This is a genomic window from Pontibacter deserti, assembly GCF_023630255.1.
Taxonomy (GTDB): domain Bacteria; phylum Bacteroidota; class Bacteroidia; order Cytophagales; family Hymenobacteraceae; genus Pontibacter; species Pontibacter deserti.
Genome location: NZ_JALPRS010000001.1, coordinates 354,473 through 372,336, shown reverse-complemented (window position 1 = coordinate 372,336; position 17,864 = coordinate 354,473). Strand labels below are relative to the sequence as shown.

Sequence of the window (17,864 nt, the reverse complement as noted above, 5' to 3'; positions counted from 1 at the left end):
AAGAACGATTCTCAAAAACAGTTGTTACAGCAATCAATTATAAAATTTATAAAGCAGCCCCTGCAAACAATACAAACTCTGTAGCTGCCTGCAAGCGTAACCGGTGCTTCTTGATTACGTTCAGATAACTACCATACTTTACTGTTTGATACTTAAACAAAGCTAAACCGCTTGTACAATTTACTCCATAGGGTGCAATGTTGTAGATAGCACTATTTATACTTACCTTACCCAATTACACTGCTTTTCAGATTTTCCAAAGCAATAATACTTTATGTCAACTGCCACCCTGCCCACCGAGTTTCTGAAAGTATTTGAACAGGTTCCGGATTCTTATCTTATACTTTCGCCAGAGCTAACTGTCTTAACAGCCTCTGACGCTTATTTGGCAGCAACTTATACTTTAAGAGACGAGCTAAAAGACAAAAGTATATTTGCTGCCTTCCCGGACAACGTCCAGACTTCGCAAGCTAATGCTGATATGGTAGCTTCACTTCAAAAGGTGCTTCTTACTAAAAAACCGCATCGCATCAGCGTAAATCAGTACAGCCCTTTTGGTACAAAAACTCCTCCCCGCGCTAAAACCAACTCCTTCAGTTGTTTAAACACTCCTGTGTTAGATGCACAGGGAGAAGTGCTTTATATTATACACAAGATTGAAACCAATAACCTGGACGTTCGACAAGCTCAAAGTATAGCTCCTGAACAGCTTATTGATCAGGAAAAAGAGCACAATACATTGGAGAGCCAGCAACAGGGCACCGAAGAGGAAAGTATAAACAGGCATTTTCTTCAGGCAACGCTGGATAGTTCTCCTGATATGATACAAGTATTTAAAGCAGTAAGGAATGCTGATAACAAGATAATCGATTTTACCTGGGAGCTGAATAACCAAAAGTCTTTTGAGATGTATGGAGATGTAATAGGCAAAAGCCTGTTAACCCTGAACCCCGGCGTAAAGGAGACAGGTATATTTGGTAAGCTGGTTAAAGTAACAGAAACAGGCCAACCGTTACAGTATGATCAACATTATAATTTTGAGCAGTTTGATGGGTGGTTTCATCAGTCAGTTGTAAAGCTGAATGATGGCGTGGTTACTATTACATCGGAAATAACGGAGCGGAAGAACACAGAAATAGCGCTACGGGATAGCATGTTGTTTATTGAGCAGATCATGGCTGCCACCCCTGATTTTATTATGTTGTTTAATCTGCTGACCAATAAGCTCGATTTCGTGAACCGGAGACCTTACCAGGAAAACGAGGAGCGTTACCAGGAAACCTTAGCTATTAGCTATGACCAGATTTTAGCCAGAGCCCACCCTGACGATAGAAATAGCCTGCATTGTTTTATAGAAAAATTCAGGACTGCTGCCAACGATGAAATCCATACGTTAGATTACCGTGTTGTAGATAAAAATAAAGTGATCTGGTACCGCACCCGTGGTAAAGTATTTAACCGCGATAAAAACGGGAAGCCCACACATTATATCAGCATTGTACAAGACATTACCAAGTATAAACTGGCAGAGCAGGAACTCACAAAACAATACCATGTGCTGAAGCAGGCCGAAGAAGTGGCATGCATGGGTAGCTGGGAATATAATGTAATAACCCGGAAACTTACGTGGTCTGATGGTATGTATCGTATGTTTAATTTACCGGCAGGTAGTCCCATCAACCTGAATACATACCTTGCCTTTACTCTTCCTGAAGACCTCCCGCTGGTAAAAAAGATCATCCGCCAGATACTGAAAAGCCAAGAGCCCCTGGAAAATGTATTTCGGGTTACTGTAAAAGAAAAAGTACACACAATACGAATAAAGACCTTACCGCTCCGCAATACTTTTGGTGAAACAGAAAAAGTACTTGGCATAGACCTGGATATTACAGAAGTGAAGCAGCTGGCACAGGAAAACCTGGAGATACGCCTGAATCAGCAAAAGAATCTGCTATTAGCTATAATGGATGCCCAGGAAGAAGAACGAAGAAGGATATCCGAAGCTTTACATAATGGTGTCGGCCAGGTATTGTATGCAGCTAAAATTAACCTCGACCGCTTACGCGGACAAAGTATAAGTAATGCCCCGGATATAGCAGCTAACTTTTTGCAGGTAGATAAAATATTGCAGACAGCTATAAGCCAAACCCGCAGTCTTTCCCACGAGCTTACGCCTGTAGTGCTGGAGCAATTCGGTCTTATTACAGCCTTTCATGAAATCGGGGTTTCGCTTAGCAGCCCGTTCTTACATATAAATTGCCAGGTGCTCAGCCTGCCAGATAAACTTGAGAAATACCTGCAGATAGTGGTGTACCGCATAGCTCAGGAATTGGCGAACAATATTGTAAAACACTCGAAGGCCACTGAAGCACAACTGCTATTACGAAAACAGGCTGATAAACTTGTGCTGCTGGCAGAAGACAATGGGGAAGGGTTTAATGCGGAGCATGTGGATAGCCAGGGCATTGGTTTAAGTTCTATAAAGAATAGGGTAAATTTACTGAACGGCTCTTTTAAAATAACCGCCTCTCCTGGTAAAGGTACCCTTATCGAGATTCGTTTACCGCTACATGCCGAAGCAGGCCCTTCCGTTTAAAAGTATAAACTCCTGATATAAGAGTGACTTCTTCGTTTTATACTGAGCTGTTATTTCAGTATTGATACCGATGTATGAATTTATTTTTAAAAGTACCTTTATATGCTTAGCATGCACTGGCAAATAGTACAGACTCGTAAACAGGCAAAGTATAAAACAGAAGGTTGAACAAACAGCAGAGGTTCCGATGGTAGAAAAAGTGCATGCGTTGCTTCAGGAGTATGAGGATAAGCAGGCCGCGGGTAAGATTAAAACTTTTATAGTTAAGATACTAGACGAGAGCTTACAGGTCCTGCCTGAACCTTCTGCATCTGATGAAGCAAAAAGTATAAGCCTGGCTCCTGATCTGCAAAACTCACTGGAAATTTTCTTCTCTGATATACAATTTATTACCTTCGGCTCCTTCGATTACGCAACTCTTAAAAGCTTACTGAATGCCCACTGCACATTAGAGCGCATGGCAAACAAATCAGGTAACTCCGCTTTCTAAAAATAAGCAATCGCTGTATACAGCTTACTCCGGCATATCAGCAGCAATTATCTTGTGCCCAATGGCATACTTTATAAGATTGGCTGTATTTTTTGCTCCTGTTTTTTCCAGTATGTTCTGGCGGTGCGTTTCTATCGTGCGCTTACTGGTAAAAAGCTTATCTGCTATCTCAGCGTTTGTAAAGCCCTCTGCAATTAAGCCTAGTACCTCTATTTCTCTTTTAGATAAGCCGGCATGGTCTTCATGTTCCACTACCACAGGCCCTCCTCCAAATGAATTAGAAAGCATGTTTATAGAGAGTTCGCTACAGATATAGTTTGTACCGCCTGCCACTAATTTTATAGCTGAACGGAGCTCATCTTTTCCGGTAGTTTTAAGCAGGTAACCCGAAGCCCCACACTGTAGAATCTTTTGTACAAACGGCAGGTTATTAAGCATCGAGAGGGCTATTACCTTTGTGTCCGGAAATTCTTTAACCACACGCTCTGTAGCCTCGAAGCCGTTCATTTCAGGCATGTTTATATCCATTAGCACTACATCTACAGGTGTTTTCGATAACATCTCCAGTAACTCAGTACCGTTACCAGCCTCCCCTACTACTTCAATTTCTTTATCTTCATCTAAAAGCATTTTGAGTCCCTGGCGCAATATCACATGATCTTCCGCAATTATGACTCTGATTACTTCCTGTGCTTCCATACCGTTATTTACTCCTTAAAAATGTACTGTGCTTTAATATATACCTTTACATACCTTGTAAGTATAGTAGCTGCACCTGCTAATGGTTTTACCGATCAAGTATAACTGGTTCGGAAAATAGAGAGAACCAGGCCTTTACTTCTTTAGGTAGCCAAAGCCTCTTTTACTTTATACTCTGTTTTTGTATTTACAGACAAGGTAAGCCATTATTTATGATGAATCAATCTATTACCCCTATACTACTCTTCTTCAGAATTGACTAAATAAAAAAGCACCAGTAAGGGTTACCAGTGCTTATCGGGAGGTGCTAAACAAACACCCTATTTATTCTTAAGAAGCTGTTGCTCTAAACACATCATTTATTGTTTCAACAGAAAAAGATGTGAGAGGGCCATCCTCAGCACCTAATCAGGTATGGCCACTCTCAATCTTTAAGGGCGAACTGCAACCCTCTTCCGAGAAGTTACATTCCATAGAAAGTTTTAATAATTGAATTTACGATGCCTTTAAGCAGGCAGCTATAATTGTTAATGTATTTACAGCCTTTATACATGCAAATACGGATTAGCCGCACCCCGATAGGTACTTATACCAACTGCCTTCAAGGTACCCGGTATACTACCGGAATTAAATTTTAAGAGCTTTATCCAGACTATAAACTTGCCGCCTGCATTGTTTTTAAAAGCTTTAAGGTAGCCTGCAGGTTAACGCTAAGTATCGGTTTCTTTATTTATAGTTACCATTGTTGTATTCCTGTAAAAGCAGTTCCGGTTGGATTTATACCTGGTAACAGAAAAAGTTTCTGCTGGAAATGATCTTGAAATGAAAGTGGTTATCGTTTAGTAATAAGTTAGAATTGCTTTGAGGTGCAGACAGCATGTGTTCAGCAAGGACTATTGGAAAATGACAATTTATACAAAGCAGCTGCTACTGCAAATTATGTGTAAATGCTTATTTGCAGATACCAGACAACGGGGTCAGATCCTTAACTCCCACATCCTGAAGAAACTGCTGCCCAACCTATAAACAGGCCCGGATTATACTATAGCAGACCAGAATTTGTAGGTGTTTATACTTAGTTTAGCCCTTATACTACTAATTCTGTGAGCACTATTACGTATTTATCACATCTTTTTTTTACGCAATCACTAGCAGCACGTATAGCTAAATAGACCTATTTTAACTTTTTCCTTCCTTTTAACTATATATAGATACTCTATACTTAATACAACTAAGCTTATAAGTATACAAAGTTCAATTCCTTGTTTTATGAAGATCGTCGAACTGAAAATAATGCGTGGGCCTAACTTCTGGTCTATCAAGCATCCCAAAATTATTGTGCTTAAACTAGACCTTGAGGACAAACAGCATGTACTGACCAACGAGATCCCAAATTTTTCTCAAAAGCTTCAGAAACTATTCCCCGGCATGTACAAACACCGTTCATCTGAGGGTACCGAAGGAGGCTTTATCAGATTAATAGAGGAAGGAACCACCTTAAGCAAAGTAGTACAGCATATCGCGCTGGAACTGCAGACAATGGCAGGTATGGACAGCGGTTACGGCAGACGCTACGCCACCAGCGAACCTAACATTGACACCATTGTTTTCTCTTACCAGGAAGAACGGGCAGGTGAATATGCCGCCGAAGCAGCCGTACGCATAACAGAAGCCTTAGCCAACGGCGAAAAAGTAAGCGTGATCCAGGATGTAGCCAAACTGCACCAGATCAGGGAAGACGAGTATTTCGGTCCAACTACAGAAGCTATTGTGCAGGAAGCCATCAACCGTAATATTCCATACATCCAGAACAGGCAAAGCGGTCATATCCATCTTGGGTATGGTATTTACCAGCAACGCATTCAGGCAGCCATGAGCAGCCATACTTCGTTTTTCGGAGTTGAGAATGCCGGCAATAAAAACATGACCAAGCATATTCTGGAAGAAGCTGGCATACCTGTACCTAAAGGCCGGATAGTTTACTCGTTGCGTGAACTGGAAGAAGCTATCGATGAACTTGACTACCCTATAGTTACCAAACCGCTGGATGGCAATCAGGGCAAAGGAGCAAGTATAAACATACAGACCTGGAAGGACGCAGCCAAAGGGTTTGCAGAGGCACAACGCTACTCGCAGGCAGTTATGGTAGAGCAGTTTATTCAAGGCTTCGACTATAGGCTGCTGGTTATAAACGGTAAGTTTGTTGCTGCCGCCAAACGTACACCTGCTATGGTTACAGGCGATGGCGTATCTAGTATAAGGCAGTTAATTAATCAGGTAAACAAAGACCCAAGGCGGGGTGTTGGCCACGAAAAAGAGCTGACACACATAAAAGTTGACCGCATCACCCGTGGCATACTTCGGGAGAAAGGTATAAGCCTGCAAACTATACTTCCTTACGGGGAAGAACTATTCTTAAAGAAAACAGCTAACCTGAGCACCGGTGGTACAGCTACCGATGTAACTGATATTGTAGATCCATATAACGTACTGATGGCTGAAAGAATAGCCGGTATAATTGGGCTGGATATATGCGGGATAGATGTAATGACCACCGACATAGCCATACCGCTGCCGGATACCAGAGGTGCTGTTATTGAGGTTAATGCCGCTCCGGGACTCAGGATGCACATTTCTCCAACCGAAGGTTTGCCACGAAACGTTGCAGAGCCGATCATCGATATGCTGTTTCCTTACAACAGCCCTTCCCGTATTCCGATCATTGCCGTAACCGGTACAAATGGTAAAACGACCACGTCCAGGCTGATATCGCATATACTTAACTTTAAAGGCCACAAGGTAGGTTTTACCACCACAGATGGTATTTACATACAAGGCAAAAAGATCATTAAAGGAGATACGACCGGCGCCTACAGCAGCGAGTTTGTGCTGAAAGACCCAACCGTAAATTATGCTGTACTTGAAGTTGCCCGTGGCGGTATGCTGCGTTCAGGGCTAGCTTTTACGCAATGTGATGTTGGTATCGTCATGAACGTTTCAGAAGACCACCTTGGGTTGGGCGACATCCACACTGTGGAGGATATGGCAAAAGTGAAAGCTGTTGTACCTAAAACTGTTTGCTCGGAAGGCTATGCTGTGTTGAATGCAGATGATGACCTGGTATACGACATGGCTACCGGCCTGCGCTGCAAAGTCGCTTTCTTCAGTTTAGATGAAAATAACCCGCGCATTATAGAGCATATCTCTAAAGGTGGCTTGGCTGCTGTTTATGAGCACGGATATGTATCGATATTTAAAAACACTTACAAGATACGCGTAGACCGGGTAGCAGATATTCCGCTTACTTTCGGAGGTAAAGCCAGGTTCAATATCTACAATGTGCTGGCCGCCACTTTAACGGCTTACATTTCTCACCTGGAGATAAACGAGATCAAAACAGCGCTGCGCACCTTTATACCTTCCCCTGAAACTACCCCGGGACGTATGAACCTGTTTAAGTTACCAAAAGCCGAAGTATTGATTGACTATGCACACAATATGGCAAGTATGCAGGCTATCGGAGATTTCATCAAGAATACTGAAGCTTTTCCTAAAATAGGCATTATTGCAGGTATAGGCGACAGGCGCGACGAGGATATGAAAGAGGTGGGCCGCATTGCTGCAGAGATTTTCGATGAGATCATCATCAGGCAGGATAAAGACTTGCGCGGTCGTGATGGCAAGGAAATAAACAACCTCCTGAAAGAAGGCATTTTCTCTGTAAAACCTGAACTTGAACCTAAAGAAATTAAACAGGAATCGAGTGCGCTGGCTTATGCCTTGGAATATGCACCGGAAAGTGCTTTTATAGCTCTCTTTTCAGAAGACATACACGAGGCAGTTAAGTTGGTTGAGAACTTCAGGATAATACAGCACCGTAAATTAAACGCGGAGCAATAAGTTCACAGGCACTATAACAAAAAGGGAAGCATAAAACTGCTTCCCTTTTTTACAACAAACACTAAACTTAATTTTATCTGTAAGAGCACAGTACGCTTACACGATCTGCAACTGCTGCATATAAGATGCCCCTACCGGTACTTCGTTGCCTTTGATGCATACCTGGTGACGCTCTATTTTATCAATTTTATTTTTAGCAACGATATAGGAACGGTGCACCCTGATAAATTTATCGGCTGGCAGCATGTCAGTGGCTTCACTGATGGTCATGCGGGTTAGCAGCTTTTTATCCGAAAGCACGAACGTTACATAATTACCGGCTGCCTCTAAGTATAAAATCTCGTCATAATATACTTTCACCTGTTCATAACCTGTCTTCAGGAAAAGGTAATCTTTAGCCGTTGATGTTGTGCCACGTAACTGAAGCAGTTCCTGTGCTTTGTTACAGGCTTTTATAAACCTGGGCAGCGAGAAAGGTTTTAGCAGGTAATCAATAGCATCAAGTTCAAAGCTGGTAACGGCATGTTCTGTATAAGCTGTGGTAAATATAACCATCGGCTTTTTCTGCAGACTCGTCACAAACTCCAGCCCCGAAATGTCAGGCATTTTAATATCCAGGAACAACAGGTCTACAGGCTCCTGCTGCAGGTATTCCAGTGCTTTAAAGGCATCGGTAAAGCAGGCAACCAGCTCCAGAAAAGGTACCTTAGCAGCATGTGACCGTACTACTTCCAGCGCCATTGGCTCATCGTCTATCGCAATTGCTTTCATACCTGCTTTTATACTTTAAGGTGTAATATACTTATACCTCGTTTATACTTACAACTCCAGTGTTAAGTGCACAAAGAATTCTTCAGGGGTTTCACGGATGATCAGCTCATGTTTTTCAGGGTACAGTAATTCGAGGCGCTGCTTCACGTTTACCAGCCCGATACCCGATGTATTCTTTTCCGGATCATGTTCTGATTTTTTATGGGTGCTGTTGTAAACATCAAAGTATAGTTTGTTCCTGTCGGAGTGCAGGCTAATCCTGATCCATGACTTTTGCTGAAGGCTGATGCCGTGCTTAAAGGCATTCTCCACGAAAGGGATAAGCAGCATCGGGGCTATATACTTCTGTTCCAGCACGTCTTCTATGTTGGTTTCAATAGCTATAACCGGAGAGGCAGAAGTGCGCAGCAACTGCAGATCGATATAGTTACGCAGATACTCTGTTTCGCGGGAGAGCAGTATCTTCTGCTGCATGTTCTCATGTAGCATAAAGCGCATCATGTCGCCCAGCATCTGTATACCTTGCGCCGTGCGCTCGCTGTTTTCCTGTAGCGCTGTACCATAAAGTGTGTTCAATGCATTAAACAGAAAGTGCGGGTTTATCTGCGATCTCAGAAAATCGAGGTTGGCAGTTGAATTTCCGAGCTCCTTTCTTAGTACATAAACTTCTTCTTTGCCTTTAAGCTGGCGCTTGTACAACACCCATGCTCCAGGCGCTGTAATAAACAACTGAAATAAGGCATTAAAGAAACTGATACCAAAGGCAGCGTCCTCGCTGTTCAGCAACGGCAACAGCAGGAAAGCAACCGGCAGATAAGCCACAACCTGTATAAGTATAACTCTTATGGCATAAGCTCTTAAAGGGTGTTTTGCAGCTAATGATTTTGGAATGATGGCATAAAAAGAGATACAATACAACAATAGGGCACACAACGAAATAACAGCCCAGACCACTGTAATTTCTTCGCCTATGTTAAATACCAGCAGTATAAACACACTAACCATCCAGACTATAAAAGCAGTCAGCACGTCCTGCGTAATCATGCGGTACCTCGACTGTATGGCAACAGAATTTGATATGAGATACAAGCCCGTATACTTAATTACTGTATAGAAGCCAAACATCAGCAGCAACCTGAAAGCGCCGTAAAAACTTCCCTGAAAAATATAGTCCCAGGTTGCTTGCTCTGATTCGAACCTGCTGAAATGGTACGCTTTATAGTATGTATCAGTAATGCCGGTCATCAATCCTACTCCTATAAACGTGATCAGGATCAGGAAAACATTTAACCATATTCTATTCTTCCGGATCAGGTTAGGCACCACTTTAAAATTCAGCAGCAGGAAGGCCATGTAAATAACCGTAAACCGGATGAGCTGCGGCCAAAAGTAATGCTCATAGAATAAGTGCCTGATGCCCGCTTCTTCAAAAGCCGGCCTGTTCGGGCTGTTCTCCACTGAAAGCGAAAACAGCGCAAATACAAAAATGGTGGTAGCCGCCCAGAACTCTACCTTATTCCGTTGGATAGGTTCTGCTATAAAGTTTTTTATTGCCAGATCATTCATGCACCAATGTTAATATAAACCAATGACGGAATATAATAAAAGTGATGAAAGCCCGGAAGTTTGTGATGAATAAGAACAGATTTACCCGCAGGCTCTTAGGTATAGCTGACAGTTGCTGAATAAATGAAATAAGCCATGGGTTTATACTTCCTACTTCCAGTTCTGGCAGACTGCAATACCAGTATAAACAACTATACTACTGGTCGTAAAACTCCTGTGGAGGCTCATTATTACCATATAGATAATAGATCAGGTACCCAACTCCGTAGATTGCTAAAACTATAAGAATAACTAATCTTTCCATACTGGTTTATACGAACGGCAGCATTTCAGAGGGTATAAGCAACGTTACTTTTACTATGCTGTTCAGATACCCCCCTCCCTCACTATACTACTAATGCCAAGGCTATTCCCAGCCATACTTATACCTGCTTACCTGTATCAGGCCAAGGCATTTTTTATAGGTAACTATACTTTCAACATTCATAATGTCAGCAGCGTATTAAACTCAAAACCTGTACTTTATACTTGCAGCTTTGCAGTTGTAAGTAGGAACCCGCATAAAAAAATAAAACTATGGCAGAAATAAACATCGAACGTAAAAAGCGCCCCGTGTGGCCCTGGATACTTCTACTGATCATTTTAGCACTACTGGCCTGGGCACTTTATGAAATGCTGAGCGACCGGGATGAAACTGATGTGGAGGAAAGTGCTGAGACAGGCATGGTAGTGCCGCTGGAAACTATGCCTCCTGCTACTTACCATGTTACCGCCTAAACATAAATAAAGCAAAAAGCTATGAAAAACGACGAAACAAGAAATGAACGACTGATGCCGCTTAGTTCTTTAAAAGACTACAAGGTGGCCAAAGACAATCCGGATGTGCTAGGCTGGCGGGTAGTAGGAGCCGATGGCGAAAGCCTGGGCATGGTCAGAGACCTGATTGTGGACCTGAAGGCAATGAAGGCCCGCTACTTATCGGTAGTAGCTGACAGAAGATTTTTTAACACAGAAAACGACCAGTACATGCTGGTACCTATCGGCGCAGCTGCACTTGATAAGGCTGGACGCAAGATATTTGTATCCTCCATCGATTCAAATAATATTGGCCGTTACCCTGTGTACCAGGGTGGGGCTATACCTGAAGATTATGAATATGCCGTTCGGGATACTTTCCAGCAGTCGCAGCGAGATGTGCTACCAGGAACCACAACCGACCACAGAACTGAATTTGATGAAGCCATGCATCGTCAGCCAACTGGTACGCGCACAATCTCTGAGGATTTCTACAATACAGATGCTTACAACGAGGATCGTTTTTATACTTCGAACCAGGAAGTATACAGAGACAGAACCTATACCACAGGTGTGCACAATGATACCGATACTGCTGACCTGCACAGCGAAGAGCGAAAACCGAAATCGGTAGAAGATTCTATCTCAACTATAGAGCGCCTGGAGAGTTTACGGGAAAGAGGCTCTATCACAGAAGAAGAGTTTATCTTACTAAAGAAAAGAGCACTCAACCTGTAGCAGGCCGCATAACTTATAGTCAACACCCACCTCAGCAAAACCTGGAGTGGGTGTTTTATTTGACAACACCCATAAAAGCTAACTTATACTTGAAACGAAGCTGTTTAAGAAAGGCTCAGCCAGGTATAAAGTATAAATTGGATATATGGCATCAATTGCAGAAATTAATAAAACAGTAGCAGTACCTATACTTACAGCATCACACTTCAGGTAAGCGTATTCTTTGTTTAACAGCTTGTACTATGGAACAACTGATCATAACGAAAGCATCCGGCGAAAAAGCAAAGTTCTCTATTGCGAAGCTGCAGCTGTCATTGCGTAGATCAGGAGCAGATGAAGTAATGATCAGGGAAGTGCTACGCCTCCTGGAGCCTTATCTCTATGAAGGTATAAGCACCAAGCAGATCTACAAACATGCCTTCGATATCCTTAAAAGGATGTCTAAAACCACAGCTGCCCGGTATAGCCTGAAGCACGGCATTATGCAGCTTGGTCCAACTGGTTTTCCTTTCGAAAAATTCATTGCTGAGCTACTTAAAGTTCAGGGTTATGCTACACAGATTGGTGTATTTATGGATGGCCGTTGCATACGGCATGAAATTGATGTTATAGCCGCTAAAGATGGGAAACGTTACATGATTGAATGCAAATACCACAACCTGAGCGGTGTTAAATCTGATGTAAAAATCCCGATGTATATCCTGTCCAGGTTTAAGGATGTAGAAAAAGTACGGGTATCAGAACATGAGTACGAAGTGCGGTTTCACCAGGGTTGGGTGGTGACGAATACCCGTTTTACCGATGATGCTATCCGGTTTGCCACCTGCATGAACCTGCACCTTATAGGCTGGGATTACCCGGATAAAGGCGGTATAAAAGACCTCGTAAACTCATCTGATCTATACCCGCTTACCTGCCTCACCACGCTCTCGCAGAGCGAAAAACAAAAATTGCTTGACATGAAGTATGTACTGTGCAAAGAGCTGCTGCATAATACAACTGCACTGCTTAAAGCAGGCGTCAAAGAGAACCATATAACAAGTGTACTGACTGAAGTGCAGGGATTGTGCGGTAGCTAAGACGGCACCACCTAAAAACTACACCTAACCTCCTGCCATACGTACCTCTATTAAAGCCGGTATGATACAGGATAATGGCAACATATTAAAGCTTCGTAAGCTAGGTATAGATACCCATACCGAAAATATAATCTTTTTACGGGCTGATAGTCAGGTTTGCCGTTCGGAGGGTTTTACAGCTAATACCAGAGTTTCTGTAAACAGCGGTAATCACAGTATTATAGCTACCTTAAATGTCATCACTTCAGAAATAATAGACGATGGCGAGGCAGTACTCTCTGAAGAAGGGTTCAAAAACCTGAACGTACAGGAAGGCGACCTGATTACAGTTACACACCTGCAGCCTATACTTTCTTTCAGTAATGTACGGGCCAAAATGTTTGGCAAAAAGTTTAACGAGAACGCTATCATTCGCATCATTTCAGACATCACCAAAGGGTTATATTCCAAGATCGAGATTGCGGCTTTTGTTACTGTCTGCTCCGGTGATAACCTGGCCTTGGATGAAGTTATTTATCTTACCAAAGCCATGGTTAACTCCGGGTCAAGGCTTACCTGGGATAGTAAGATGATTATGGATAAACACTGTGTGGGTGGATTGCCGGGCAACCGAACGACCCCTATAGTTGTACCTATTGTAGCTGCTGCCGGGCTTATTATACCTAAAACCTCATCCAGGGCTATAACATCTCCTGCAGGTACCGCCGATGTAATTGAAACCATGACTCCCGTAGACCTGACACTGAAACAGATTAAGGAGGTAGTACGCAAGGAGAACGGATGCATGACCTGGGGAGGTGCCGTAAAACTCAGCCCGGTAGATGACATTATCATTTCTGTTGAAAAGGCCCTGGATGTTGACAGTGCAGGACAAATGATTGCTTCCGTGATCTCCAAAAAAGTAGCCGCTGGCTCAACTCATACTATCATCGACATTCCGGTAGGCCCAACGGCCAAAGTCCGGTCTAAAGAAGAGGCTTTTCTGCTGGAGTATTATTTTAAGGCAGTAGGTTTATCGATAGGGATGGAAGTGGAGGTTTTGATCACAGACGGGTCGCAACCTGTTGGACGAGGCATAGGTCCGGCTCTGGAGGCGATGGATGTACTGGCTGTTTTGCGTAACGAACCGGACGCACCTGCCGACCTGAAAGACCGGGCCGTACAACTGGCATCTCTTATGCTGGAGAGAGCAGGAGTAACTCCAAAAGGCGAGGGAGTAAATCGTGCACTCGAGATACTGGATAGTGGTCAGGCTCTAGATAAGTTCTACCGCATCTGCCATGCCCAGGGAGGTTTTAGTGAGCCAGCTCCTGCCATGCTCCACCACGATGTAACAGCGCTTACAAGCGGGTATGTAAAATCAGTAGATAATCGTAAGCTGGCTAAGGTTGCAAAACTGGCGGGTGCGCCTAAGTCCCCGGGTGCAGGTATTTTTTTCAGAGCGAAAATTGGTAAGTATATTCAGAAAGGGGATCCCCTGTATACCATCTATTCCGAAACCCAGGGCGAGCTTAGTTATGCCCTTACCTTTCTCCACAGTTCTGACCATATTGTAGAGCTGACTCCCGCATGAAAACGATCGTATTTGCCTTACCCGGAAACGAAGAGCTGGCAGGTTCTTTAACAGCTATACTTCAGGCAGAAACAGGTGAGGCCACTTTTAAGCGCTTCCCCGATGGCGAAAGCTATGTGCGTATACTTTCTGATGTACGGGAAAAGAAAGTAGTGCTTGTTTGTACGCTTCACTTACCAGATCAGAAGTTGTTGCCGCTATACTTTGTTGCTAAAACAGTTCGTGAGCTGGGAGCCGCACATATTTGTTTAGTAGCTCCGTATTTGGCCTACATGCGCCAGGACAAGCAATTTAACCCCGGTGAAGCTGTTACCTCACGGTACTTTGCAGCACTTATTTCCAGCATTGCCGACAGCCTGGTAACGATAGACCCGCACCTGCACAGGTACCACCATATGCACCAGCTTTATAACATTCCTGCCACTGCACTGCATGCTGCCCCTACCCTTGCCAACTATATAAAACAACATATACTGCAACCTTTACTTGTAGGTCCTGATGAGGAAAGTATACAATGGGTATCTGAAGTAGCCGACCTTGCAAATGCACCTTATCTTATACTTAACAAAACCAGGTTGGGAGACAGAGAAGTACAGGTAACACAACCAGAAATAAGCGCATACCCGAACCATACACCCGTGCTTGTAGATGACATAATTTCAACAGCCAGAACCATGATAGAAACGGTACAGCAGCTAAAAAAACTAACCACTACACCACCAGTTTGTATAGGTGTACATGCTGTATTTGCAGAAGGTGCTTACGAGGCATTGCAACAGGTTGGCGCTGCAAGTATAATTACCAGCAATACCATCCCACACCCCTCCAATAAAATCAAAGTAGATAATATGCTGGCAAAAGCAATACAGGACATTAAACCCTGACAGATCTATACTTATAACACAAAAGGTAACACAAAAGGCTCCTCTTTTATGGGAGCCTTTTGAAGCAGGATTCACACTTTATTTACTTATCATCCGCCTGTGCGGTTTAATTCTTCCAGGTTAGTATTTCTTCTGTCTTCCACTTTCTGGCCTTTGCTGAATTTATAACGCAGCGTAAAACCTATGTTCCGGAACCTGAAGTATTGGTCGAAATCGTTTACGTTACCTTCCCCTACTTTTGCAGCCAGCTTCAGGCGCTGGCTTTTAAAGATATCATTCATATTTACCGAAACATCCAGTTTATCATCCAGGAAGCTACGTTTAAAGCCCAGGTTTACCCACCAACGCGGTTCCACGATGTATAAAGCATGAACTCCTTTTCCCTGGTACACGCCATTTACTTCCATTCTGAGCTTATAAGGTAAAATAATGTTATGGTTTGTCTGCAGCATGTAGAATACCTGGTCGGTCATTACCTGTTTTTCATCTACTGTAGTGTTGTATTCGTTGTAAGAAACCAGCAGGGTGTTATTGGTATCCCAGTTCTTATGTATTTTGACAGGTGCAATGGCTGTTAAGCTCAAACTTCTGGAATCGTCGGCGTTGCCTATAGTATAGACCGTAGTGGTATCTTCTGGTATAATGATAGGAATTTCAGCAATTACATCCTTAACATGCTGGTAGTTGAGCACCAGGTTGTAGGTCTTCTTAAATACCTGCGTTACGCCAACAGAATGTGTATACTGCGGACGCAGGCCCGGATTTCCCAGCCAGTAAGTATAAGGATCTCGGTAGGCAAAGAAAGGGTTTAACTGCCCGTAATTAGGTCGGTAGATACGGCGGCTATAGTTATAGTTTATTTCATAGTTGTCGTTCACTTTTTGCTGCACGAACAGGCTCGGAAACAGGTCCAGGTAGCTTTTGTCGTTAACCTGCCCGGTAGTTATAAGCTCGCCCTCCGATACGGTCTGCTCTGCCCGTAAGCCGGCCTGTACGGTTACTGTCTTGCCAAATTTACTGCTCCAGTTCACATACCCGGCATAGATGTTCTCATCATAAATAAAGTGGTTGGTCCGGCGTGGGTCCGGTACAGGTTCATCGCCATTGTTGAAGAAAAAACGGGAATCGCTATCTGATATTACCTTGCTTGCCTTCAGCCCGAATTCCACCTTACGATCTTTTGCAAAAGGGAGAACATAATCTACTTTAGCAGAGAAAATATCAAACCCGCCAGGTGTTTCGGTGTACAGAAAATCCTGTATCACAGGGCCATCTGAGGTGAGCGAATCATAATAATTATAAAAGTTCGCGTAACCCCTGTTCGTGATCCGTACATAGTCCAGGTCAGCAGACAGTGAAGTACCTAACGTATCGAACTTGCCAACGTAGTGCAGGTTAGATGTAAAATTAGAATAGCGGTTGGTGTTATAGTTATTTGCTTCAATAAACATCTCCGGCTGCCCTAGTGCGCTGCCAATATAGGTATCCGTTAAAAAATCGCCTTGCAGTTTGTTCGTTCCGAAGTAGGTCATAAAGCCAAAGGTGCTCTTATCATTCAGGCTATAGTCTGAGCCTAAGCGCACAAATGGAGGTCCCTGCACTTCAAAATTACCTTCAGCAACCTGGTCGTAGTAAATCGTCTCTTCAGCTCCTTTAAACACTCTGGTAAAAGTAGCTTCACGACCGCCGGCCCGGCGCGCCATATCCAGGTTCAGGAAAGAATTCCACTTACCAGTTTTATAGTTTATACTTGCAGTTGTGTTATAGCCCAGCTGTTTACCATTGTAAGTCGACCCCACAGAGGCATTACCGTTGATCCCAAACATGGTATTCTTTTTCAGGTTGATGTTCAGGATACCGGATGAGCCTTCTGCATCATACTTGGCAGATGGATTGGTAATGATCTCGATGTTCTTTATATTTTCTGCAGACATCGACTCCAGCATGGAGCGAAGATCTCTGGCAGTAAGGTAGGTCAGTTTTCCGTCTATCATTACGGTGGCACCGGATCGGCCATTCAGTTGAATATTTCCCTGGTCATCTACATACACACCCGGGGCGGTTGAGAGTACATCGTAAGCGGTTTTACCTGCCACCAGTGCGGTACCTTCAAGGCTTACCACCATCTTGTCTGCTTCCTGAACTATAGTTGGCCGCAATGCCTGCACATTAACTTCCTTAAGCTGGGTGGCAACCGGGCTGAAACTGATTTTCTTTAAGTTAATTTCAGGATTCTGATCTGTAACAGAGAGTTGTTTTACTTCCTTCGTTTTATACCCGATAAAGCTGATCACTAACTCATAATTGCCATTCTCCACACCCTGAAACTGGAACAGACCTGTAGCGTCGGTGAGCTTTACATCGGTTGATTGTGTGGAGCCATTCTTCAACAAGGCAACCGTTGCATATTCAACAGGTTTGTTTGTAATGGAATCGGTAAGAACTCCGGAAATTTTACCAACGCCTGCCGGAGCCTGGTTTCCTTGGGTAAAACCGGTTACGGAACTGCTAAAGTATAGGCATAGCAATCCCAGCAAAAAAAGTATCCTCTTTTTCATAGTACTAAAGTTAGAATTTGTATGTGTTTAAGGTAGGTTTAGCAGTTATGCAGTAAAGACAAAAGTTCTGATTAGAAGTTGCACGTATTTTATAATACAGGTAAAAATTTTCTTCATCGGCAGCTACCGGACAACTATATTTTGAAGAGGGCTAACGTATAAAACATAGCTATTCTGTAAGCACAACCCAGGTGAAGGCTTTACCTTATTTTTCT

12 protein-coding genes are annotated in these 17,864 nt (G+C 43.3%); 8 read left to right on the top strand and 4 right to left on the bottom strand.

Annotated elements, in window-relative coordinates; all coding sequences use genetic code 11:
* Positions 1-274: 274 nt before the first annotated feature.
* Together MJ612_RS01535 and MJ612_RS01530 are read left to right on the top strand one after the other, a co-directional pair.
* Positions 275-2,596 (top strand): sensor histidine kinase, encoded by a 2,322-nt coding sequence (locus MJ612_RS01535; RefSeq protein ID WP_187028785.1) that lies wholly within the window; start codon positions 275-277, stop codon positions 2,594-2,596.
* Positions 2,597-2,783: 187 nt separating this feature from the next.
* A complete protein-coding gene (locus MJ612_RS01530; protein WP_187028783.1) occupies positions 2,784-3,086 on the top strand; it encodes a hypothetical protein in 303 nt (100 codons plus the stop codon).
* A gap of 24 nt (positions 3,087-3,110) precedes the next feature.
* Here the strand turns inward: MJ612_RS01530 and MJ612_RS01525 are convergent, their stop codons facing one another.
* The gene (locus MJ612_RS01525; protein WP_187028782.1) at positions 3,111-3,785 is read right to left on the bottom strand and encodes a response regulator transcription factor; all 675 of its coding nucleotides are present in this window, start codon (positions 3,783-3,785) and stop codon (positions 3,111-3,113) included.
* A 1,269-nt stretch (positions 3,786-5,054) separates the two neighbouring features.
* Here MJ612_RS01525 and cphA point away from each other — a divergent pair.
* Positions 5,055-7,685, top strand: coding sequence for a cyanophycin synthetase (gene cphA / locus MJ612_RS01520; protein WP_187028780.1), 2,631 nt, complete (start codon positions 5,055-5,057; stop codon positions 7,683-7,685).
* A 96-nt stretch (positions 7,686-7,781) separates the two neighbouring features.
* Here cphA and MJ612_RS01515 read toward each other — a convergent pair whose 3' ends face one another.
* Positions 7,782-8,456 carry a LytR/AlgR family response regulator transcription factor gene (locus tag MJ612_RS01515; protein ID WP_187028778.1) on the bottom strand — a complete coding sequence of 225 codons (675 nt, stop codon included), beginning with the start codon at positions 8,454-8,456 and terminating at the stop codon, positions 7,782-7,784.
* 48 nt (positions 8,457-8,504) lie between these two features.
* Positions 8,505-10,022, bottom strand: a complete 1,518-nt coding sequence (locus MJ612_RS01510; protein WP_187028776.1) for a sensor histidine kinase — start codon at positions 10,020-10,022, stop codon at positions 8,505-8,507.
* Between the two features lie 576 nt (positions 10,023-10,598).
* Between MJ612_RS01510 and MJ612_RS01505 the strand changes: the two genes are divergently transcribed.
* The 5 genes from MJ612_RS01505 to MJ612_RS01485 all read left to right on the top strand — a co-directional run bounded on the left by MJ612_RS01505 (position 10,599) and on the right by MJ612_RS01485 (position 15,091).
* The gene (locus MJ612_RS01505; RefSeq protein ID WP_187028774.1) at positions 10,599-10,799 is read left to right on the top strand and encodes a hypothetical protein; all 201 of its coding nucleotides are present in this window, start codon (positions 10,599-10,601) and stop codon (positions 10,797-10,799) included.
* Between the two features lie 21 nt (positions 10,800-10,820).
* On the top strand, positions 10,821-11,555 hold the full coding sequence (locus tag MJ612_RS01500) for a PRC-barrel domain-containing protein (protein WP_187028771.1): 735 nt from the start codon (positions 10,821-10,823) through the stop codon (positions 11,553-11,555).
* A 242-nt stretch (positions 11,556-11,797) separates the two neighbouring features.
* Entirely contained in the window at positions 11,798-12,634 is an 837-nt protein-coding gene (locus tag MJ612_RS01495) for a restriction endonuclease (RefSeq protein ID WP_187028769.1), read from the top strand.
* A gap of 61 nt (positions 12,635-12,695) precedes the next feature.
* Positions 12,696-14,207 carry a thymidine phosphorylase family protein gene (locus MJ612_RS01490; RefSeq protein ID WP_187028767.1) on the top strand — a complete coding sequence of 504 codons (1,512 nt, stop codon included), beginning with the start codon at positions 12,696-12,698 and terminating at the stop codon, positions 14,205-14,207.
* A complete protein-coding gene (locus MJ612_RS01485; RefSeq protein ID WP_187028765.1) occupies positions 14,204-15,091 on the top strand; it encodes a ribose-phosphate pyrophosphokinase in 888 nt (295 codons plus the stop codon). The genes MJ612_RS01490 and MJ612_RS01485 overlap by 4 nt, the downstream gene beginning before the upstream one ends.
* A gap of 89 nt (positions 15,092-15,180) precedes the next feature.
* Here MJ612_RS01485 and MJ612_RS01480 read toward each other — a convergent pair whose 3' ends face one another.
* Positions 15,181-17,649 (bottom strand): outer membrane beta-barrel protein, encoded by a 2,469-nt coding sequence (locus MJ612_RS01480; RefSeq protein WP_187028763.1) that lies wholly within the window; start codon positions 17,647-17,649, stop codon positions 15,181-15,183.
* Positions 17,650-17,864 lie beyond the last annotated feature (215 nt).

Coding starts and splice junctions, on each gene's coding strand:
- MJ612_RS01535 (WP_187028785.1), top strand. CDS start 275: ATGTCAACTGCCACCCTGCCCACCGAGTTTCTGAAAGTATTTGAACAG.
- MJ612_RS01530 (WP_187028783.1), top strand. CDS start 2,784: ATGGTAGAAAAAGTGCATGCGTTGCTTCAGGAGTATGAGGATAAGCAG.
- MJ612_RS01525 (WP_187028782.1), bottom strand. CDS start 3,785: ATGGAAGCACAGGAAGTAATCAGAGTCATAATTGCGGAAGATCATGTG.
- cphA (WP_187028780.1), top strand. CDS start 5,055: ATGAAGATCGTCGAACTGAAAATAATGCGTGGGCCTAACTTCTGGTCT.
- MJ612_RS01515 (WP_187028778.1), bottom strand. CDS start 8,456: ATGAAAGCAATTGCGATAGACGATGAGCCAATGGCGCTGGAAGTAGTA.
- MJ612_RS01510 (WP_187028776.1), bottom strand. CDS start 10,022: ATGAATGATCTGGCAATAAAAAACTTTATAGCAGAACCTATCCAACGG.
- MJ612_RS01505 (WP_187028774.1), top strand. CDS start 10,599: ATGGCAGAAATAAACATCGAACGTAAAAAGCGCCCCGTGTGGCCCTGG.
- MJ612_RS01500 (WP_187028771.1), top strand. CDS start 10,821: ATGAAAAACGACGAAACAAGAAATGAACGACTGATGCCGCTTAGTTCT.
- MJ612_RS01495 (WP_187028769.1), top strand. CDS start 11,798: ATGGAACAACTGATCATAACGAAAGCATCCGGCGAAAAAGCAAAGTTC.
- MJ612_RS01490 (WP_187028767.1), top strand. CDS start 12,696: ATGATACAGGATAATGGCAACATATTAAAGCTTCGTAAGCTAGGTATA.
- MJ612_RS01485 (WP_187028765.1), top strand. CDS start 14,204: ATGAAAACGATCGTATTTGCCTTACCCGGAAACGAAGAGCTGGCAGGT.
- MJ612_RS01480 (WP_187028763.1), bottom strand. CDS start 17,649: ATGAAAAAGAGGATACTTTTTTTGCTGGGATTGCTATGCCTATACTTT.